Annotated in this window: 17 protein-coding genes and 4 pseudogenes; 11 read left to right on the forward strand and 10 right to left on the reverse strand. The window is 43.4% G+C overall.

Annotation, left to right across the window (positions count from 1 at the left end; translation table 11 throughout):
* Window positions 1–42 precede the first annotated feature (42 nt).
* The 3 genes from VF06_RS32475 to groES all read right to left on the reverse strand — a co-directional run bounded on the left by VF06_RS32475 (window position 43) and on the right by groES (window position 2,976).
* Window positions 43–513: an Hsp20/alpha crystallin family protein gene (locus tag VF06_RS32475; protein WP_011316759.1), complete on the reverse strand. Its 471-nt coding sequence runs from the start codon at window positions 511–513 to the stop codon at window positions 43–45.
* Window positions 514–850: 337 nt separating this feature from the next.
* Window positions 851–2,488 carry a chaperonin GroEL gene (gene groL / locus VF06_RS32480; protein ID WP_099070175.1) on the reverse strand — a complete coding sequence of 546 codons (1,638 nt, stop codon included), beginning with the start codon at window positions 2,486–2,488 and terminating at the stop codon, window positions 851–853.
* Window positions 2,489–2,664: 176 nt separating this feature from the next.
* Window positions 2,665–2,976: a co-chaperone GroES gene (gene groES, locus VF06_RS32485; protein WP_099070174.1), complete on the reverse strand. Its 312-nt coding sequence runs from the start codon at window positions 2,974–2,976 to the stop codon at window positions 2,665–2,667.
* 519 nt (window positions 2,977–3,495) lie between these two features.
* On the opposite strand from groES, the gene VF06_RS32490 reads away from it, so the two are divergent.
* Complete coding sequence (locus tag VF06_RS32490; protein ID WP_099070173.1) at window positions 3,496–3,945, forward strand: DUF1931 family protein; 450 nt, start codon at window positions 3,496–3,498, stop codon at window positions 3,943–3,945.
* A 95-nt stretch (window positions 3,946–4,040) separates the two neighbouring features.
* Here VF06_RS32490 and VF06_RS32495 read toward each other — a convergent pair whose 3' ends face one another.
* Window positions 4,041–5,294, reverse strand: coding sequence for an RNA-guided endonuclease InsQ/TnpB family protein (locus tag VF06_RS32495; protein WP_099070172.1), 1,254 nt, complete (start codon window positions 5,292–5,294; stop codon window positions 4,041–4,043).
* Between the two features lie 680 nt (window positions 5,295–5,974).
* Between VF06_RS32495 and fldA the strand changes: the two genes are divergently transcribed.
* The 4 genes from fldA (at window position 5,975) to VF06_RS32515 (ending at window position 11,987) form a co-directional block, all read left to right on the forward strand.
* Window positions 5,975–6,487: a flavodoxin FldA gene (gene fldA, locus VF06_RS32500; protein ID WP_099070171.1), complete on the forward strand. Its 513-nt coding sequence runs from the start codon at window positions 5,975–5,977 to the stop codon at window positions 6,485–6,487.
* A 170-nt stretch (window positions 6,488–6,657) separates the two neighbouring features.
* Window positions 6,658–8,856, forward strand: coding sequence for a response regulator (locus VF06_RS32505; protein ID WP_099070170.1), 2,199 nt, complete (start codon window positions 6,658–6,660; stop codon window positions 8,854–8,856).
* A 583-nt stretch (window positions 8,857–9,439) separates the two neighbouring features.
* Complete coding sequence (locus VF06_RS32510; protein ID WP_099070169.1) at window positions 9,440–9,823, forward strand: response regulator; 384 nt, start codon at window positions 9,440–9,442, stop codon at window positions 9,821–9,823.
* A 1,066-nt stretch (window positions 9,824–10,889) separates the two neighbouring features.
* Window positions 10,890–11,987 (forward strand): glycosyltransferase family 4 protein, encoded by a 1,098-nt coding sequence (locus VF06_RS32515; RefSeq protein ID WP_099070168.1) that lies wholly within the window; start codon window positions 10,890–10,892, stop codon window positions 11,985–11,987.
* A gap of 56 nt (window positions 11,988–12,043) precedes the next feature.
* On the opposite strand, the pseudogene VF06_RS32520 reads toward VF06_RS32515, so the two are convergent.
* Window positions 12,044–12,327 (reverse strand): annotated as a pseudogene (locus VF06_RS32520) (transposase); the annotation flags it as partial.
* 87 nt (window positions 12,328–12,414) lie between these two features.
* On the opposite strand from VF06_RS32520, the gene VF06_RS32525 reads away from it, so the two are divergent.
* A complete protein-coding gene (locus VF06_RS32525) occupies window positions 12,415–12,603 on the forward strand; it encodes a hypothetical protein (protein WP_099070167.1) in 189 nt (62 codons plus the stop codon).
* A 105-nt stretch (window positions 12,604–12,708) separates the two neighbouring features.
* Here the strand turns inward: VF06_RS32525 and VF06_RS32530 are convergent.
* Window positions 12,709–13,303: pseudogene (locus tag VF06_RS32530) on the reverse strand (IS4 family transposase); the annotation flags it as partial.
* A gap of 315 nt (window positions 13,304–13,618) precedes the next feature.
* On the reverse strand, window positions 13,619–14,518 hold the full coding sequence (locus VF06_RS32535) for a hypothetical protein (RefSeq protein ID WP_099070166.1): 900 nt from the start codon (window positions 14,516–14,518) through the stop codon (window positions 13,619–13,621).
* A 113-nt stretch (window positions 14,519–14,631) separates the two neighbouring features.
* Between VF06_RS32535 and VF06_RS39785 the strand changes: the two genes are divergently transcribed.
* Window positions 14,632–14,820, forward strand: a complete 189-nt coding sequence (locus VF06_RS39785; protein ID WP_100793681.1) for a hypothetical protein — start codon at window positions 14,632–14,634, stop codon at window positions 14,818–14,820.
* Window positions 14,821–15,132: 312 nt separating this feature from the next.
* On the opposite strand, the pseudogene VF06_RS43430 reads toward VF06_RS39785, so the two are convergent.
* A pseudogene (locus VF06_RS43430) lies at window positions 15,133–15,333 on the reverse strand (hypothetical protein); the annotation flags it as partial.
* A gap of 252 nt (window positions 15,334–15,585) precedes the next feature.
* Between VF06_RS43430 and VF06_RS32550 the strand changes: the two are divergent.
* The 3 genes from VF06_RS32550 to zwf all read left to right on the forward strand — a co-directional run bounded on the left by VF06_RS32550 (window position 15,586) and on the right by zwf (window position 18,580).
* Window positions 15,586–16,077, forward strand: coding sequence for a hypothetical protein (locus VF06_RS32550; RefSeq protein WP_099070165.1), 492 nt, complete (start codon window positions 15,586–15,588; stop codon window positions 16,075–16,077).
* 26 nt (window positions 16,078–16,103) lie between these two features.
* The gene (gene gnd / locus VF06_RS32555; protein WP_257208147.1) at window positions 16,104–17,105 is read left to right on the forward strand and encodes a phosphogluconate dehydrogenase (NAD(+)-dependent, decarboxylating); all 1,002 of its coding nucleotides are present in this window, start codon (window positions 16,104–16,106) and stop codon (window positions 17,103–17,105) included.
* A gap of 98 nt (window positions 17,106–17,203) precedes the next feature.
* Window positions 17,204–18,580 (forward strand): glucose-6-phosphate dehydrogenase, encoded by a 1,377-nt coding sequence (gene zwf, locus VF06_RS32560; protein ID WP_099070163.1) that lies wholly within the window; start codon window positions 17,204–17,206, stop codon window positions 18,578–18,580.
* 493 nt (window positions 18,581–19,073) lie between these two features.
* On the opposite strand, the gene VF06_RS32565 is transcribed toward zwf, so the two are convergent.
* Together VF06_RS32565 and VF06_RS43095 are read right to left on the reverse strand one after the other, a co-directional pair.
* Window positions 19,074–19,292, reverse strand: a complete 219-nt coding sequence (locus VF06_RS32565) for a metallothionein (RefSeq protein WP_099070196.1) — start codon at window positions 19,290–19,292, stop codon at window positions 19,074–19,076.
* A gap of 711 nt (window positions 19,293–20,003) precedes the next feature.
* Window positions 20,004–20,135: a hypothetical protein gene (locus VF06_RS43095; protein ID WP_257207619.1), complete on the reverse strand. Its 132-nt coding sequence runs from the start codon at window positions 20,133–20,135 to the stop codon at window positions 20,004–20,006.
* A gap of 88 nt (window positions 20,136–20,223) precedes the next feature.
* Here VF06_RS43095 and VF06_RS43100 point away from each other — a divergent pair.
* Window positions 20,224–20,490 (forward strand): annotated as a pseudogene (locus tag VF06_RS43100) (oxidoreductase); the annotation flags it as partial.
* Between the last annotated feature and the right edge of the window lie 233 nt (window positions 20,491–20,723).

Genomic DNA, 20,723 nt, shown 5'->3' on the forward strand with positions numbered 1-20,723 from the left:
GTCACCTCTTGCTCTTAAGGGAGTGCTTTGGAAAACATTGCGTCACTGTCCTTGCCCGTTGCCCCTGTGCCCGTCACCTAAGTTTACTTTCACAACCTTGTTCCTATCTTCTTCAGCCTTGGGCAGCCTCAGCTTGAGAATGCCATCTTTGTATTCTGCTTGCACCTGATCGTGCTGGACACGGGTAGGCAACGGAATTACGCGCTGAAACCTGCCATAGCGGAATTCGGTGCGGGTGATGCCTCTTTCTTCCGTTTTGATTTCTGACTTGCGCTCACCGGAAATAGATACTGCCTCTGGCGATACCTGCACATCTAGGTCTTTGGGGTCTACACCGGGAATTTCTACCTTGAGATGAACCGCATCGGGGGTTTCTTGAATCTCTGCGGAGGGAATAAAGGCAATGCCTTCCTCTTCTCTACGACCTGTCGGTGCTATTTCATCAAACAAGCGGTTTAACTGCCGCTGCAAACTTTCAACTTCTCGGAAAGGTTCCCAACGAACGAGTGCCATAAATTTAAGTCTCCTGATGATCTATACTTGGGTGTTTAGAATTCTGCATTAGACTGGGTTTTGTCAGTCGCTGAAACAGCGTTGCTATGCCAGTGCTGAACTCTGTTGACACTATAAAGAAGAAATCTAAGGGCTTTCTGAGGAAATTATGATGATTGGGGATTGGGACAAGGCAAAATTGTAAGGGGAAAAACAAATAACTTCCCTTTAACCTTTCTTAGTCACGCCAGTTCGCTCAAGTCGGGAAACCCGCCCACGCGACTGGCTCCGCAACGCAGTGTCTCCCAAAGACCGCACTTCTCTTTGCACACGACTGGCTCCCCAATACCCAGTCTCCTCAATAATCGAAGCCTTCGCCAGGGCCAGGGCCGACACCAGCTGGCGCTTTCGCCTGCTTGTCAGGTTTTTCTACCACAACACCCTCAGTGGTCAGCACCATACCACCAATAGATGCAGCATTCTGCAAAGCACTACGAGTCACCTTCGCTGGATCGACAATGCCCGCCTCGAACATATTCACAAATTTATTAGCAACGGCATCGTATCCCTCATCAAAGGGCAGTTCACGGACGCGCTCCACAATCACTGCACCATTAGCACCAGCATTATCAGCAATGCGACGTAGTGGAGCATAAAGGGCGCGAGCCACAATCATTGTGCCCGTCAACTCTTCATCCTTCATTTGGCTCTTTGCCCATTCCTCAAGCTGGGGAGCTATGTGTGCTATTGTTGTACCGCCACCGGGCACAATTCCTTCTTCAACTGCGGCTTTGGTGGCATTAATTGCATCTTCTAGACGTAGCTTACGGTCTTTGAGTTCAGTTTCGGTGGCAGCACCGACCTTAATCACCGCGACACCACCTACCAGTTTCGCCAGCCGTTGTTGCAGTTTTTCCTTATCGTAGGAGGATTCAACTTCTTGGATTTGGCGACGAATTTGTTCGATGCGAGCTTTGACAGCTTCTTCGTTGCCTTCTGCCACGATGGTTGTGTCGTCTTTGGTAACGATCGCTCGCCTTGCTCTACCAAGCATTTCTAACCTGACATTTTCTAGCTTCAAGCCCGTATCTTCGCTAATCACCTGACCACCTGTGAGCGCCGCGATGTCTTCCAGCATGGCTTTACGTTGAGCGCCAAAGCCGGGAGCCTTCACCGCCGCGACTCGCAGCACACCGCGCAAATGGTTGACAACTAAAGTTGCCAAGGCTTCTTTTTCAATGTCATCCGCAATGATTAGTAGGGGTTTGCCCGTGCGAGCAATTTGCTCCAGAATCGGCACTAAATCTTGAACCATTGTAATCTTGCGATCGGTGATTAAAATGTGGGGTTCTTCCAGTACTGCCTCCATTCGCTCAGGATCGGTCACAAAGTAAGGCGAAATGTAGCCTCTATCAAAGCGCATTCCTTCAGTGACTTCCAGTTCGGTCGTTGTGGATCTGCCTTCTTCTAGAGAGATTACACCTTCTTTGCCCACTCTTTCCATCGCCTCAGCCACAATCCGACCTACTTCGGGGTCATTACCCGCTGAAATGGTTGCAACCTGCTCAATGTCCCTAGAATCTTTAATTGGACGGGCGTGTTCTTTAATTTTTTCGATGACGAATTCCGTAGCTTTATCAATCCCCCGTTTCACCGTCAGGGGATCGGCACCAGCCGTAATGTTGCGTAGCCCTTCTTTAAGCATCGTGTGAGCCAGCACAATTGCAGTGGTGGTTCCGTCACCCGCGACATCGTTTGTCTTGGAGGCTGCTTGACGTAGCAAGGAAATCCCGGTATTCTCAGTAGGATCTTCTAGTTCAATTTCTTTGGCAATAGTTACTCCATCATTGACGATTTGAGGAGCGCCAAATTTTTTCTCCAAAACTATATTCCGCCCTTTGGGACCGAGGGTGACAGCGACGGCTTCGGTCAGAGCGTCAAAGCCTTTTTCCAATGTCCAACGGGCCGTGTCCTTGTACAGAATTGTCTTTGCCATAGAAATGTTGTCCTTGTTAATTTTAATTAGGATGTTTTCAGTAGTGCTGATTTCAGTAGTGCCAAATAGAGACGCGATAAATCGCGTCTGTACAATCTGTACAAGGGTTAGGAGTTTTATCTCCCCCTGCTCCCCCTGCTCTCTTTTCCCCAATACTCAGTCCCTTTGAAAGCTGCTTACTCCACGAGCGCCAGGACATCTTTTTCAGACAACAACACGTATTCTTCGCTACCGAGTTTAATGTCGGTTCCGGCATATCTGGAATAGAGAACTCGCTCGCCAATTTTCACTTCCATTGGCTGACGAGATCCATCCTCATTACGCTTCCCCGGGCCGACTTGCACTACTTCTCCAATCTGTGGCTTTTCTTTGGCGGTGTCGGGCAATAAAATTCCCCCAGCAGTTTTTTCTTCCGCTTGCGCGACCTTAATAAAGATGCGATCGCCCAATGGTTTTACTGTCGAAATACTCAGCGATACGGCTGCCATAGGCTATTCTCCTGTTGAGAAGGCAGGAGGCAGTAGGTACATTAGTGAGTGGGCTTTAAACCCACAACTAAAGTTTTTGTCATCTTTCTTCTGTACCCCGCAGTATGTCTCCTACCTTTTTTGTCAAAAATATTGATTGGTAGTGCTCAGTGCTTATTACCTTAACCAAAAAATCTAAGGACTTTCTGAGGAAATCATGGAAGTTGCAAAACAGTTGTATGGCAAAAACCGGGCGTGCAAGAATTTCTGTTAAGGTTCAGCTTAATTGAGTACGATGGTGGGATGTACTGATAGTTGCAGATATCGGCTGAGTTGCAAAGCACCGCAAATGTGATTGATTGTGAGATTTAGCTCACAGGCTAAAGGGTGCGGCTACTATTAACCGAACTGTATTGAAATAAAACCTCATTGGAGCGGACTGAAGAGAGCCGCCAGTACTAAGTTCAAGGTTATTAGCATCTGCTCAATTCAACCGTTAAACACTGAGGTTGTTTAATGTTCTCAAAGAGGATTTAAATCATGTCAGTAATCAGTATTTCTAAGTTCGAGCGCTTCTTCCGCACTGTGGCAGGTCTAGACGTGGACAAGAACGACCTTAAGCGTTATAGCGACTTCGTTAATCATAAAACCTACGATCTTCTCCTTCGTGGCCAGGCTACGGCGAAGGCGAACGGGCGCGACATCATCGAACCTTTTGATGTACCTATTACAAAGGGACTGGAGGAGAGAATTCACAACTTCAAGGAGATCAACGAGGAGATTGAGCTAAAGCCCATACTGGATTACATGACGACGCGGCCACTGCTCGACCTGGACTACAGTAAAGAGACCGAGGCACGGCTTCCAGACATCGTGGGTGGACTTAGTGTGGCACTTGCCCGCACCTTCAAGATCATCGATCCCGATCTCAAGAACCCCCAGACGATACAGTGGGAGCGCGCCTTCAGCATTTTTGACTTGCTGCTGTAGACTCAGTAAATAGATGGAACGGCATCGAAAAATGGGCGGGGGCTACTTCCGCTTTTTTGTCAAATACCAAAATTAACAATGGTTAAGCGCGTGAACTACCTACACTGTACCTTCAGGTCAGTGTAGGCTTCCTGTCCAACAGAAAGCGCAGTAGTGGATTTCTTACGTCCTCCCTTACTGCGACTTACATCTGGACGACAGGCTTTATCCCCCGTTCCAGAGGAGCCAGCGCCGTGGGCGGGTTTCCCGACTTGAGGCGACTGGCGTGTCAAAATCCGTAGTCCCTCATCTCTGAGGTTAATAGCAGCATTCACATCCCGATCATGTTTTGTATGGCAGTTTTCGCAAGTCCAGAATCTTACGTCTAGAGGTAAACTACCAACTTGATTCAAGCACACATGACAGGTTTTTGAACTGGGGAAGAATCTATCAACTTCCTGATATATTTTCCCTGCCATTTCTGCCTTGTATTTCAACATTGTGCAAAACATTCCCCATCCAACTTGATGGATGGATTTAGCTAGTTTATGGTTTTGCATCATGCCTTTAACATTAAGATTTTCCACAACAATAACTTGGTTTTCGTTAACTATCCTACGGGATAGCTTATGTAGAAAATCCTCACGGCAGTTAGTTATTTTTCTATGAACTCTAGCAACTTTTTTTCTAGCTTTGACACGGTTATTAGAACCTTTCTGTTTTCTAGATAACTGCTGCTGTTTGAGTTTTAAATTCTTGTCATGCTTAGTTAGTATTCTAGGATTATCAAATTTAGACTCATCGCTGGTAACAGCAAAGTGAGTTAACCCCAAATCAATACCTATTGCCTTGCCATCTGTGTTTACGGAAGGCTTGTCTTTACCATCATCAAATAGAATAGCCGCAAAGTATTGGTTAGAGCAGTTCTTGGATATAGTTACAGTTTTTATTTTTCTCTCAATCGGTCTATGGATAATTGCTGTTACATCTCCTATTTTTGGGACTGTTACGCAATTATCAGCAACTTTGACGTTTTGAGGATATTGTATTGACTGTTTACCATGTTTAGATTTGAATCTAGGGTATTTAGCTCGTTTTTCAAAAAAGTTATTAAAAGCTACTCCTAGATTTAGACAGACCTGCTGCAAACATTGTGAATAAGTTAAAGATAACCACTCATACTCTTTTTTGAGTTGAGGAATTATCTTTTTCACTTCGTATCCAGACAAACCCTTACCAGTTTCTTTATATGTCTGATTCATCAAGTTTAGGCAATAATTCCATAGCCAGCGACAACTGCCAAAAGCTTGCGCCAATGACTGCTGCTGTTGGATATCTGGATATAACCTGACCTTGACGACTCTTAGCATATTAGAGTAAACAACGTTTGCTATAAAAAAGTGTAACAAAACAATTGTGAGTTTTCTCCATGTACCCTTCCCTCTCTACGAGACGCTACGCGAACGCCTATCGGCATTGGTCAGGGTACTGTCGTCAACTCACCCGCCATTCATGAGGCAGTGCGTTGGGCGGCTCTGCCGACTTGAAGCAACTGCCGTCCCACGCTGCACGAAGTGAGAGACGTGGGGCTTCTGTCGGTTCAAGCTAAATCAGATGAGTATACCCAAATGAAATCAATATGAATTTACGTCATTAGGCATAAACTATTTTCAATCCATTGGATGGATGAAGCCTTATGTTAATTTATTTAAGCTTAGTTGCATTACAGATTAATACTTATTTGTGTTATTAAGATTAATTAATTGTAATTTTGATTAAAAATTTTTATTTTTATTTATATAAAATTGTTACATTAACTTGAAATCCTATTTATAAATGAAAAATATATAAGAATATATTACAGCACAAGGCACTTCAAACACAAGACAATTCAATATTTTTGAAATAACGCAAAATAAAAAAGTTACATTTACTTTACCAATGCTTTTTACAATTATTACACTTAAAATTTTATTCCAAGATACTAACAACTAATTATTAATAACTATGTAGATTTAAATAATTTTGAAAATTTATAAAAGGAGTACAAATGTCTAAAATTGGTTTATTTTTTGGTACTCAAACAGGCAATACCCAAACTGAATCAGAAATAATTCAGAAGGAATTTGGTGGTGATAGCGTTGTAACGTTAAATGATGTTTCACAAGCTGAACCAAGTGATTTTAATAACTACGACTATATCATTGTTGGTTGTCCTACTTGGAATGTTGGAGAATTGCAAAGTGATTGGGAAGATTTTTATGATGAGTTAGATAACATTGACTTCACGGGCAAAAAAGTTGCTTATTTTGGTACTGGAGACCAGGTTGGTTATCCAGATACATTTCAAGATGCACTCGGTATTCTAGAGGAAAAAATTTCAGAAAATGGTGCTGAAACAGTTGGCTATTGGCCTACAGAAGGTTATGAATTCAGCGAGTCTAAAGCTGTTCGTGATGGTAAATTTGTAGGTCTTGCCCTTGATGAAGATAATCAATCCGATTTAACAGAGGAAAGAATCAAAGCTTGGGTTACACAATTGAAGCCAGAGTTTGGTTTGTAAAGCTTTATTCACTAAAATGCTTGTTACCTAATTAGGTAAATTTGAGAATTCTTTGCCCGTCTCAAAGATGAAACTGCGCGAAAGAAACTAGTGAAAACCATTCTCTAAAACATAACTTGCTTCGGGTTGCCTTTGAAATACTTGGCTCAATTGCGTGAAAAATAGGTTTTATGAAACTGCTTATCGTTGAGAATGATCGAGATACGGCGGCTGCTCTCACCACTTCTTTGGTAGCACAGCAGTTTACAGTTGATACCGTTAGTGATAGTCGATCGGCACTAGAGTTAGCTGAGGCAACAGAGTATGACCTGATCGTGCTAGATGTTATGCTACCCGATGAGAATGGAATTCGTCTGTGTCGCCAACTAAGGACACAGAATCAGCAAAAGCCTATTTTGCTGCTCACAAGGAAGGTTGATCCGGCAGATAGAATAGCAGGCTTTGAGGCAGGAGCAGATGACTCTATTACTAAACCCTATGAGCTATCAGAACTGCTAGCTCGGATTCGGGCATTACTGCGACGAGGCAGCACAGTATTAACCAAAGTACTCTGCTGGGGTCAGTTGCAGCTCGATCCGAATAATTGCGAAGTCATCTGTCAAGGCAAAGGCTTACATCTCACGCCTAAAGAATACAAACTGCTGGAGCTATTTTTGCGACATCCGCGGCGGATTTTTGACCGAAGGACTCTGCTCGATCGCATCTGTTCGATTGATGAATGTCCCGGTGAAGAAGCTATAACAACTCAAATTCGCGGGTTGCGGCGCAAACTCCAGATGGCTGGGCTGAATTCCGATCCAATTGAAACATTGTATGGGCTGGGGTATCGGCTGAAATCTGTGCCAGAAGAGCGGGAGCAGGGGTCGGAGCAAGGACACGGGGATACGGAGACACGGGGACAAGGGGACACGGGGAATATATTTGATAGGCTCTCCGCGTTACCCTTTGGGGCCACCAGTCGCCACAAGTCTTTGCCTTCTGGGTTCGGAAGTGATGCTCCTAACGTCGCTAACGCTGTGCTAACGGACTCGACGGGAAATGGAGCCACTCCGGTCTTGGGATCTCACGCCACTCCCCTCTCTGCGAGACGCTACGCGAACAAGTCGGGAAACCCGCCCACAGGGGTGGCTCCCCAAGTGGAGAATGCGACATCCAAGACTCTGACTTCTTCACCGCAAAGCGGCTCAGTCCAAGGTGCTGGTTCACCGCATCTCCCCATCTCTGCGTTTTCCTCATCCTACCTGCTGAATGCAAATCGATATGATGCAGAGGCGGAGACAGTGGCGGCAATTCAGCAGATGTGGCAGGATTATCAGGAGCGATTGCAGGGCCAACTAGCAAAGCTGGAGGAGGCGATCGCCCACCTCTCTACTAATAGTCTCACCCCTGACGGACGGCAGTTCGCCCAGACCATCGCCCATCGGCTGATTGGCTCTTTGGGGGCATTTGGTATGCCGCAAGCAGCAGAACTTGCCCGCCAGATCGAACGCACCTTGAAAACACCAACGCCTGCTGTCCAATCAGAGGAAGCGGTTCAACTAAAATCGCTGCTTGGGCAACTGAGGCAAGTTATCCAGCAGTTACCTACTTTTGCTACAACAGCGCCCACTCCAGTACTGAAGTCTAGCGATCGCGTGGTTTTGTTGATTGATGATGATACTGACTTGATTGAGCAAATGCAGGCAAATGCCTCAAACTGGAGCATTCACCTGGAAACCGTCACTGACCTTACTCTCGCCCGCCAACGCCTTCAGTACCTCACGCCCGATGCCATCATATTGGATCTTACCTTTCCCAATACCACCGAAAGCGGCTTGACCCTACTGGCACAGTTGAAGCACCAATTTCCCACTATTCCTGTGCTGGTGCTGACAGGACTTGGCGATTTAACCAAGCGCGTAGAAGTCACCCGTTTAGGAGCCAACGCCTTTTTGCAAAAGCCTGCCACTCCTACCGAAGTGTTTCAAGCCGTCAGCCAACTCCTCCACCGGATTGACACTATCAATGCCAGACTGCTGATTGTGGATGACGATCCGGCATTGTTGTCCCTTTTACAAGCCCAACTGCAACCGTGGGGTTTTCAGGTCACAACCTTGGCAGATTCAAGCCAGTTTTGGCAATACTTGGAAGCCACCACTCCCGATCTGCTATTGCTGGATGTCGCTATGCCTGGGTTTAGCGGCATTGAACTATGCCAGGTAGTCAAGAGCGATCCGCGTTGGAGTCGGCTACCTGTGTTGTTGTTATCGGCTCATGCCGATGCTGATACCCTGTACCGGGCCCTAACAGCGGGGGCAGATGACTATATCTTAAAACCAATCGTAGAAACCGATTTGATTCAGCGAATTTTAAATTTCAATTCCTGGTAGGGATTTAAAATAAGGGACTTCCAAATAAAAAAATAACCAATCACTGTGTTAGCAGGGGAGCCAGTGCTGTGGTGTTAGCGTAGCGGTAGCGACGCAGGAGCGTCGGCAGTCCGATCTTGGGGGTTTCCCCCAGGAGGAACTGCCGTTAGCGAAGCGGTAGCGAGTCTTCGAGCGTCAAGGGTTTCCCGACTTGAGCAAACTGGCGTGAGCAGGGGGAGTAAGAAAAATAGAATTATGAATAAATTGGATCATTTATTTCTTGGAAATTCCTAATTAGTAATTGATACTTCATCCCTTAGAGCTGATTCGTAAAGAAAATCTTAAGGGTACTTAACTCATTACTAGGTCTGAGTTTCAGCGAATAAGCGCTTTATTAACTTAAATGCCTAAAACCCTTACTAGACAAGTAGTTTACTTTAGTTTACAAATTAGCTCTCAAGAGATTGATTCAAATAATGATGCTAGCAGCAATGCTACGCGAACGTACTTTGTTATTTTCCATCAATCAATTTAGAGAGAAGTTGTATTGCATGAAACCAGATTAAATCTGACGCCCCTTCATTACGAATAACGAATTGGTATTATGTCCTCTTATACAAATCGATGCATCCTGGTGATTGACGATGAACCTGACCTGTGCAGCATTGTCAAGTTCACGCTAGAACGCCTCAAAAGCTGGAAAATCCTCACAGCTGAGTCTGCACAGGCAGGACTGATGCAGGCAGAAACGCAGCACCCAGACGTGATTTTGCTCGATCTAAGCCTGTATGGTGAAGATAGACTGACTATGCTGCAATCTTTGAAAACTAATCCGACTACGCAGTCGATTCCGGTTATCTTGTTTACCGCCACAGACCCGTCAGACGATTCGCTGGGATTTGACCCCTCTGAATTTGCTGGAGTGATCCTGAAGCCGTTCAATGTCTTGCAGCTTGGCGAGCAGATTATTGAGCAACTGGGGTGGTAAGGTTAGGTGCAATGCCTTTTTTAGGCTTTGTTGCATGAAACAGAAAAAAGACACACCAACTATTAGCAGAGTTAATGATTATTTTTCCACTTTGTAGCTATCTGGTTTGCCTAATTAAATCATGCGATTAAGTGCAGCACATTGCAGAAATAACTTAACAGCTTGATTGTCAAAAAAGTGCCGTCTTAGCTTACCGCCAAAAATAATTTTGAGTTGAAACATAGCTGTCTCGGATAATGAACGTCGATGATACCCACTTTCTTGTTTCCATTGTTTACATCCGACTTGGTTCACCCGCAGCAGATTTTCATCTCTAGGATGAGGCTTCGTGTTGCTGTTTGTGCGTTGTTAAATTTTTGCGTTACTGCGCGGTGGAATTACCACTTCGGTCCCAGCTTGTGAAATGGTGTTGTAACAGTCAAATGTGTCAGGAGCAACGCGAATTTGTGATGTCGGACTTTAAACGAGCGATGCCTGCGGCGGGCTGCGCCTACGCTAAAACGTATATTTAAGTATAAGGTTACTTTATTTACATAAGTTTGTTAAAAACCACGACAATAAATCTTGATGAGTTGTCTCAAAAAGATTGAAAATAAGTAATTTGGTAATAATCGAGATTTATTACTTAGTATTTAATACAACAAAAACTTTGCTAAGAGATAACTTGAGTATAAATTTTATCAAGCACAAAATGGCTGGAGGAAAGAATTAAAAATAGAGCCTACATATTTGTCCCAACTTTTAGCTAGGAATTGGCATCGCAGATGTAACATGATCTCTGGGATTTTTGTATACAAATATGGTAACTGCCAATTACTACTTTTGAAGTATTAATTTATTGGAAACCTAAGACTATTGATAGAAAATAAATAATTCTTTTTTAACTATAACTCTAAGCAATAAAAACGTTAGGAAAATCAATTTGTTCCAAGTTTGATAATTAAAAGATACATAGGGGTAGGGGTAGGGTTACGGAAGCTGCGGCCAAGGGCAAACGCGCACTGTAAAACCCTTTTTAAAAGAAAGACTTTCTTGAAATTCTAGTCTTAAGTTTTTAGGAGTTTCTATGCGGATTGCTCAAATTGCTCCTCTTTGGGAGAGAGTTCCACCTCTTGGTTATGGTGGAACAGAATTAGTCGTGGGCTTATTGACCGATGAATTAGTTAGGCGAGGGCATGAAGTAACGCTATTTGCATCGGGAGATTCAATAACTTTGGCAAAGCTGCAATCAGTTCATCCTTATGCTTTGAGACTAGATTCAAGCATCAAAGAGTGTAACATCTATGAAATGTTGGAACTGGCTTTGGTATATGAGCGAGCCCAAACCTTTGACATAATTCATTCACATATGGGCTGGAGTGCGTTGCCCTATGCGAATTTAGTTAATACTCCGACAGTTACCACGTTACATGGTATCTTTACCCCTGATAACGAAAAGATGTTTCAATATGCCAAAAACCAGCCCTATGTAAGTATTTCCAATTCCCAACGTGAATCTAGGTTAGGGTTGAATTATGTAGCAACTGTCTACAATGGCATTGATATCAGTAGTCATAAGTTTCATCCTCAGCCGGACGAACCACCTTATCTGGCTTTTTTGGGAAGAATTTCACCAGAAAAGGGAACGCACTTAGCAATACAGATTGCAAAAGAGGCTGGTTGGCGTTTAAAGATGGCAGCTAAGGTGGATGTCGTTGATATGGAGTATTTTGAGCGAGAAATTCAGCCCTTAATTGATGGTCAGCAAATTCAGTATTTGGGTGAAGCTAACCATGTTCAAAAGAATGCTTTGATGGGGGGTGCAGTAGCAACTTTATTTACGATTACTTGGCGAGAACCCTTTGGTTTGGTAATGACAGAATCAATGGCAGCAGGAACACCAGTCATCGCCATGAATTTAGGTTCAGTTCCTGAAGTAATTGTTTACGGAAAAACTGGCTTTATTTGTAATAGTATTTCTGAATGTGTTAATGCCGTTAACAAAGTGGCAGAACTAGATCGTCATGCTTGTCGTCAACATGTCGAGAATTGTTTTAGCGTACAAAAAATGGTAGATGGCTATGAAGAAGTTTATTGGCAGATTCTGGCAGAACGCATGACTCAAAATGGAAAAATTATGCATTTTGGCGATTTTAAACATAAACATCAAATCCAGAAATGTTGAATCTAATACAAAACTTTACATATTTAGTTAAATTAGCTTTAAAAAGCCTAAAATAGTCAATAAAACATAATCTCCTCAAACCAATAAGCATAACTGATTTTCTGACACATACAAGATTGTAAATAGCTGAGTTTATCTAATAGCGTATGTCCCAATTTTTGTGGGATAGATAATATCTGTAAAATTAGATAGGCTATTAAAGTAAGATAAATTTGTATAGTGATACCATTGACATTCTTAGTAATTAAATTGTCAAGTTTTAAGTGATCTTTAAAAACTTCCATAACAATTCAACTCCCCAACGCAATCAATAAATATCCCTAATTTCATCATCACTAACTTTGCTTGGTTAAAAATGTTGTAATTTTCTTAACTAAATAAATCAGTTCATCACATAACATCTTAAAAAGCTAGATTAAAGACCATCATGTCTCTCATCAAAATTTACTCTGTTATTGGCATTGAAAACTTTACTTTAGTGGTGTTTAACACACAGATATATTTCTGGCAGTTTCGGTTAGTTAGTGCTGATGGCGCGGTATTTGGTGAACAAAGACTGTATTATACCCCTCAAGCAGCAGCAGCAGCAGGCCGGAAGTGTATTCAAGTGGATTAGTAATGAACCCAGGCTCTTCAAGATATACAGGATACCAGAAATGTTGAATTGTAGATACAAAACTTTACATATTTAGTTAAAATAACTCTAAAAAGCCTAAAATAGTCAACATAACATTATCTCATCAAGCCAATGAACATAACTAATTTTTTGACACATACATGATTGTAAATAACGGAATTTATTTAATAGAGTATCTCCCCATTGTTTGGGTATAGATAAAAGCTGTAAAATCAAATATGCAATTAAACTGATGTAAATTTGTATGGTGATACCATTGACGTTCTTAGTAATTAATTTGTCAAGTTTTAAGTGCATCTTTAAAAACTTCCATAACAATTCAACTCCCCAACGTAACCGATAAATATCCCTAATTTCGTCATCACTAACTGCGGCATCTCCCGATGCTGGTAAATTAGTCACTAAGCGAAACTTAGTTTTCGTGTCTAAATCACAAAAATTAATGACTCTATAAGCTTGAGCATCATCAGATGTACCGACTTTGACTAATCCAGTTGAGTTCTGAAATTCTAGTTTCCAATTGTTTTTTATCCGCAACACAAAATATTTATTTTCTTGTACTAATTCTTGGATAAATTTTAATCCAGCGAAACCCCTATCTATTCCCCCCAACAGCATTTAGCGTGAGATTAGACATCATTTTTGAGCCAAATTTATAATCATGGTCATGACCAAAGTTGGTTGGCCGCCGCGCATCGTCAGAGATAGTTTTCAAGCCCCGGCAAGAGATGACTACACCAATCGTAACTAGAGCCAAGCCTATTATTGTCTCTCGCATCATCTCTTCCAGTTCTCGATAACTGAAGGCATAGAGACAATACCACCGGATGGATTGCAGAATAACCTCAGGCAGGAAGTGATACTAATTTATAATTCGTAATGACGCTCGCGGACTCGCTACCGCTACGAAGACAGTAATTCGTAATTAAGACATATCGAAAAAGGTTTGATAAAGGCTGTTTACTCATAGTCTTTAAGGATGGGAGACTTTCCTTTAACTTGAGGTAGGAGCCAGCCAGAGGGCTAAGTTTTGCACATAGGCTTTAATATGTTCAAGGGCTTGTGGGTTTTGCTTCATCCCATCTCCAGGGGGTTCGGTTACAAAGCTAGGTGCGCCCATATCAACATCCCAATTGTAGTCGGCGAAATGGTGGAAGCTTGATTCAGCGATCGCACGTCCTAAAATATTTCCTTGTTCATCCTGCGTACTTTCAAATGCAACTACTAAGTTGAAGTCCCGACCGGAGACTGAGCTTTTACCCAAGGCAATTACTCGTGCATTCTTCTCGTTTGCAGGCACACCTACGGCTCCTTCATGGGGATGAGCCGGAAAGAATTCAATCTCCTCAGAAGGTGATGTAGGATTCTTGAGTAAGTCATGAATAGGTTCTATGGGAGTAATTTTCTCGTAGTCACCATTTAACCCAGAATGGAAGTTGGGCCAGGAAATATTCTTAGTGTAGATGTCATCAGGGTAGTGGTGCGAAGGATCGGGATCGGGATTCTTACTGTGAAAGTAATGGGCTGCGCCGACACCACCAAGATTGCAAACCGAACAACCTAAATCCTGATGGTCACGGCTGACCAATAAACCGCCGCCGCGCTGACGGAAGGCACTGATGCTCTGACACTCCTTTGGAGTTATGCCATCCCCTACATCCACAGCAAACAGCCACAGTTCATCAAAATCTGAATTCTCCAGCGTACTTAAAACTGGATCGTTTTTTTCAGCAGTATTTTCTCGATCCCTTGCTGTTACCTGGTACAGCGGTTCCCCAGTGTCACTTTTCAACGAAGCTAAATAGTCCTTTAGCAAAGAAAATCGCCCAATATACCAATCATCTTCATTGGTGGGAATTGTTGTCTGTAACAGAATTTGAATTGGTTTAGTCATGATCTCACTCCCTAGGGTTCCTCTTGCAGCATGAGCTAATTACTAGATCAACATGGGAATTGTAGCGAGATAATCTAAGCAAAAAATGAGGACGTTTAAAGAGCAATGCTTTTGTGAAAGCAGAGAGTCGAACTGAAGTTTTCTCAATTTTAGCAGCCGTTTGTATGACTGGTGCCATTGGGGGATGGATACTCCCGATTCTTATTAAAACTCAGCAAAAGTATGAAGAGCAACAGTTTGACAATCCAATGACTGATAGCAACTCCCAAAATGATGCAGATCAGCCCGATGACTACTACTAAAACGCGCCACGCATCGTCAGAGATAGTTTTCAAGCCCCGGCAAGAGATGACTATACCAATCGTAACCAGAGCCAAGCCTATTATTGTCTCTTGCATCATCTCTTCCAGTTCTCGATAACTGAAGGCATAGAGACAATACCATCGGATGGATTGCAGAATGACCTCAGGCAGGAAGTGATACTAATTTATAATTCGTAATGACGCTCGCGGACTCGCTACCGCTACGAAGACAGTAATTCGTAATTAAGACATATCGAAAAAGGTTTGATAAAGGCTGTTTACACATAGTCTTTAAGGATGGGAGACTTTCCTTTAACTTGAGGTAGGAGCCAGCCAGAGGGCTAAGTTTCGCACATAGGCTTTAATATGTTCAAGGGCTTGTGGGTTTTGCTTCATCCCATTTCCAGGGGGTTCGGTTACAAAGTTAGGTGCGCCCATATCAACATCCCAATTGTAGTCGGCGAAATGGTGGAAGCTTGATTCAGCGATCGCACGTCCTAAAATATTTCCTTTGCTGTTACCTGGGAATTGTAGCGAGATAATCTAAGCAAAAAATGAGGATGTTTAAAGAGCAATGCTTTTGTGAAAGCAGAGATAAGTGTTTCTAAACGCAATTTAGTATCAGTATCTGCTCAGATTTTCCTTAGATTTGTCAACTAACGTTAGGGCAGATTCGTTAAGAAGATAAGGAAATGGAAAAAATTGGACAAATCCTAGATTCAGGCTTGGTTAACTGATTCGTCTTTGTAGAAAGGTATAAGACCTATGGTTAACAAAATTGTAACTACATTTGAACAAGACCATAACCGACCAGAATCAAAAGAATTTTATTGGAAACATTTTCTCTATAGTCTAGTTTGGCTGACGGTGCTAATGCTGGGATATGGAGGATTGGGATGGACTCTCTGGCTCGATCGCCATTTCTCGACGATTGCAATACCGATGTTAATTTTGGCAATTGCCGCAGTCCGTGGCTGCATACTCACTGGCTTTCCCGTCTGGGCGGGATTGTTATCTCTCACATTCGGTTCTGCATGGATTCTAACTGGAGCATCGATATCAAGCGGATTATTGGGCTGGGCAATAGCGATCGCTCTATCCTGGATTGGCATTTTTACCCTGGATATGGCATTAGACCAGTCCGTCGAACATTTGTTGCTAATAGAGTTTAGCCGAACTGAAGTTTTTTCAATTCTAACAGCCGTCTGCGCTACTGGTGCTATTGCGGGATGGATACTCCCAATTTTTCTCACTTGAATACAGGGCATGTTATGGAACTAGGAATGATAGGACTAGGACGAATGGGAGCTAACATGGCACACCGTCTAACCCAGGCTGGACATACCGTCATTGGCTACACTCGTCAGCCACAAAAAGCAGAGGTGCTGGTTCAGGAAGGAGCGATCGCCCGTGGTGTAACATCATTCGTTGAACTCATCGAAGCACTCACGCCACCCCGCACCGTCTGGCTGATGCTACCCGCCGCGACAGTAGATGCTACCCTACACACTCTCATGCCGTTTCTAGACGCTGACGACATTATCATTGATGGTGGCAATTCTTACTATATTGATGACATTCGTCGTGCAGATCAATTAAAAGTCAAAGGAATTGAATACATTGATTGTGGAACTAGCGGTGGCATTTGGGGGGCAGAACGCGGCTACTGTCTGATGATTGGTGGTGCATTGGCGGTGGTGAAATATCTTGACCCCATCTTTGCAGCGCTGGCTCCTGGTGTATCAGCTGCACCGCGCACCCCTGGTCGTGAGTTAATGGGGGGAACAGCTGAACAGGGCTATTTGCATTGTGGCTCTCACGGTGCAGGGCACTTTGTCAAAATGGTTCACAACGGCATTGAATACGGCATCATGGCAGCTTATGCCGAAGGGTTGAACATTCTTCACCATGCCAATATTGGCAAACAGTTGCATCAAGTCGATGCAGAAACGGCTCCCTTGCGAAATCCGGAATTCTACCAATACGACTTTAATCTCGCAGATATAGCAGAGGTGTGGCGCAGGGGGAGCGTGATTAGTTCTTGGTTACTTGATTTAATCGCGATCGCCCTTCTCAAAGACCCCGATTTAGCCAACTTCGAGGGGCGCGTATCTGACTCTGGAGAAGGTCGATGGACACTAATGGCAGCCATTGAAGAAGGAGTTCCTATTCCCGTCCTTAGTACAGCCCTCTACACACGATTTAGCTCTCGCGGTCAATCAGACTTTGCCAATAAACTCATCTCTGCGTTGCGCTACGAGTTCGGTGGGCATCTGGAAAAATGACACGGGGACACGGGGATTTTAATCAGCTTTCTTCCTCTGTGCCCCTCTACCCCCCTGCTCCCCTGCTTCCCCTGTCTGCGTCGATATGGAGGTTAATCATGGCAGCTTTACTCTCCGATGCCCTGGTATTTTTTGGGATCACAAGTGATTTAGCCTATAAAAAAATCTTTCCTGCCTTACAAGCGATGATTCAGCGCGGTCATTTTGACATTCCAATTATTGGAGTGGGTAGGCGAGATTGGAGCATCGAACAATTACAATCTTATGTGCGTAAGAGCCTGGAGGAACATGCTAGCGTTGATGAGGCAGCTTTCCAGAAACTGTGTTCATTACTTTACTATATTTTTGGTGATTATAGCGATCGCGCCACCTATGATAAATTATGCCAGGTACTCCAAATAGCTGAAGCTCCTCTGTATTACTTAGCCATTCCTCCCAGTTTGTTTGCGACGGTTGTCGAAGGGTTAGGTCAATCAAGTTGTGTAAAGAATGGTCGCGTTATGGTAGAAAAACCCTTTGGACGCGATCTAGAATCGGCTAGAATACTGAACTGCATTCTGCACTCTATCTTTCCCGAAAGTCATATTTTTCGGATTGACCATTACTTGGGAAAAGAACCAGTCCAAAACCTTCTCTACACTCGCTTCGCCAATTCATTACTTGAACCGATTTGGCATCGCGTCAGTATTGCCAGCATCCAAATCACGATGGCTGAAAAATTTGGCATCGATGGACGGGGACAGTTTTATGAAGAGACAGGCGCTATTCGGGATGTGGTGCAAAATCATCTACTTCAGGTGACGGCGTGTTTAATGATGGATCCGCCCATCAACGAGCAGCATGAAGCCATCCGAGATGAAAGAGCGCGATTGCTCAAGTCCATAGATCCAATCGAACCCTCAAATGTAGTGCGCGGGCAGTACAAGGGCTATGCCTCAGAATCTGGTGTAGCTCCTGATTCCAAGGTCGAAACCTTCGCGGCGGTTAAGCTCAACATTGATACTTGGCGCTGGGCTAGCGTTCCGATTTACATTCGTGCAGGCAAATGTTTACCGAGTACAACTACTGAAGTTGTGGTCAGGCTCAAGCGTCCGCCGCAGGATGTTTTTGGCGAGCGTGCCTTTGGATTAGCAAATTATTTCTACTTTCGTCTTAGTCCAAATGTGCTGACTGCGATCGGCATTCGCTCTAAAACCCCAGGCGACGGAATGGTGGGTAGCGAAGTCGGACTAGTCGCTCAAGTCGAGCATGGCAATGAGATGAATCCCTACGAGCGGCTTTTTGAAGATGCCATGAAAGGCGACTCCATGTTATTTGCTCGCCAAGATGAGGTGGAAGCACAGTGGCAAATTGTCGCTCCTATCCTAGATCGAGCAACCCCTGTTTACGAATACGCACCCCATAGCTGGGGGCCTCCTTTGGCGGATCGTATGATTCCCCCCGACGGCGGTTGGCATAATCCTAATGAGACGTGATATCTTCCTATACTGTACTCGAAGAGTTGGTATTGGTTTTCAAGTTTACTCATTAATGCATCTCTCCCATGTCTCAAATCGCAATTATAGAAGCCTTCGCCGAACTAAATTTCCGGCAGTCCCATTTTTTTCATCACCTCTAGCAGCAGAACAACATCATCGATTCGTTCTGAAATTATTCGTTGGGGTATGTGTACCATTTTTCACTCTTACCACCTAAAGTTACTTCACAACAAGTTTTTTGCTGGGACAAGGCTTGGCGAGCGCCTGTTTTCGGAAAGCTTGCTTCTTCACATATCCCCTATTTTATCAAATTCATTTCTACTGACCTATCAGTAGTAAAAGATGCTCTGCTTCATGATTGTGTACTTAATCATTAGGTGAGCGTCCGGTTCACTATGTCTTGTCACGCTTTTTGAACCACAGAAAGAGTGTGAGTGCATTAAAATTATCCACTGAATTTTTGATTCAGTGGTGCTTCTAGGTCGTGAGTTCAAGCTACCACTGATTGTAACTGCGAATTGTGAATTGGTAATTGCGAATTGGATTGACAATCACAGCCTGTGTGACCACAGCCTTGCCCATTGGGATGATTATTGGCACATTCTTCTCCACAGTAAGCTTTACCATCTTTGATGACAGCATCAGTCAGAGAAACAACGCATAGGCAAGATGGACAAGCACATTTCATTTGAGTAACGGTTGTAGTCATGGATAACATCAAATTTGTTTTGAAGTCATATTATTGAATTGTTTAATAAATAACCATTTGTCTCAAGTAACTATTAAGCTGCTTCAATAGCTATAATTTATACAACCTGATTTTTAACGGCTCTTTGCATCTGCATAATCAAATTTGGCTTTATGTCAGCCGTTTAAAAAGAAGTACCAGACAAGTTTTTTCTCATCTATTTACCCTCAAACAGATGCTTGAATTTTTACGCCAAGCCATAGACCGTAACTATGGACTAGCCTGCGAAATTTATTTACCGTCTGGCTGATTTTGGTCGTTTTACCACTTTTATTCTAAGTTCGACTTATATTTGTTTTCTCGAAATCGGCTGTTGTACATTCCTGAAAAAACGGTATCATAAACTACTATTTTTTAGCGATCGCCAAACTTTTCGGTCTACTGACAATTATCTATGTCATTTTTGAATCTTCTTTAGTTTTTATTAGGAAATAAGATGCGTTTCCCCTGGACTACCTCCTACCTTCTGCCTCCCAGCATCTCCTCAGATTTTCCTTAGATTTACCAACTAGCGTTAGTGTTCAAGTTCAGCAAACAATGTCTATGTTATGGAACTGGGTGGGAGCCAACATGCCACTCTAATGTAGGCTGGGTCATACATCGGCGCACCGCAAGGTTCTACCTATGTCCGTCCCGGTGATGTTTTAATCTTATATGGTCGCTTTGCTGCGTTCAGTGAGCTTGATTCACGACAAGCAGGAATTTTGGGAGAATATGCTCACAAAGATGCGATGGGCTATGCCCCGCCGTAGGCGATCGCAAATCAGCAGAGACTCCTTTGAGAACACGATCGTCAAGATTCATAAATACCAGTTTCCACCTATCAGTCTGCCAAAAAAAGTTGAAAGTCAAACGTTAAGTGTGAGTTCATAAAGCACCGAAAAGTCAAATCATGACTACACAGAACATAACAACTTTGTCATCATCTCCAGCCCAGACCGAATTAAAAACCCCAGGTTATCAAGGCTGTCAATCAAGGAGTCTGCACGACTCGGAAATACCCGAAGTGGATTTGTTTACTCCACTAATAATTCGAGATATCACCTTGCCAAGTCGCGTGGCGATGTCACCAATGTGTCAATACTCAGCAAAGAATGGATTTGCTAACGATTGGCACTTCGTCCACTTAGGGAGTCGGGCTGTGGGAGGAACTGGTCTCAATACTGCTCGGTTAAGGAGAAATAGAGGTAAAACAAAGAAAATTTTGTTCGCAAATGTTTTACGCGAACAAGATGATTGGACTTACTTTTTCTCTTTGAGGCTATCGTACAAGTCCACCCAATTTTGACGAAGAGAGTCGATGCAGGAAGTTAAGTGATCGATTTGAGTTCTTCTAGCCACAGAGAGGACAGCATCAATATGAGCAGGGCTTCCAGCCTTACCCAAATGCTT

The sequence above is a fragment of the Nostoc linckia z4 genome (assembly GCF_002608075.1).
In the GTDB taxonomy this organism is placed as follows: Bacteria; Cyanobacteriota; Cyanobacteriia; order Cyanobacteriales; family Nostocaceae; genus Nostoc; species Nostoc linckia.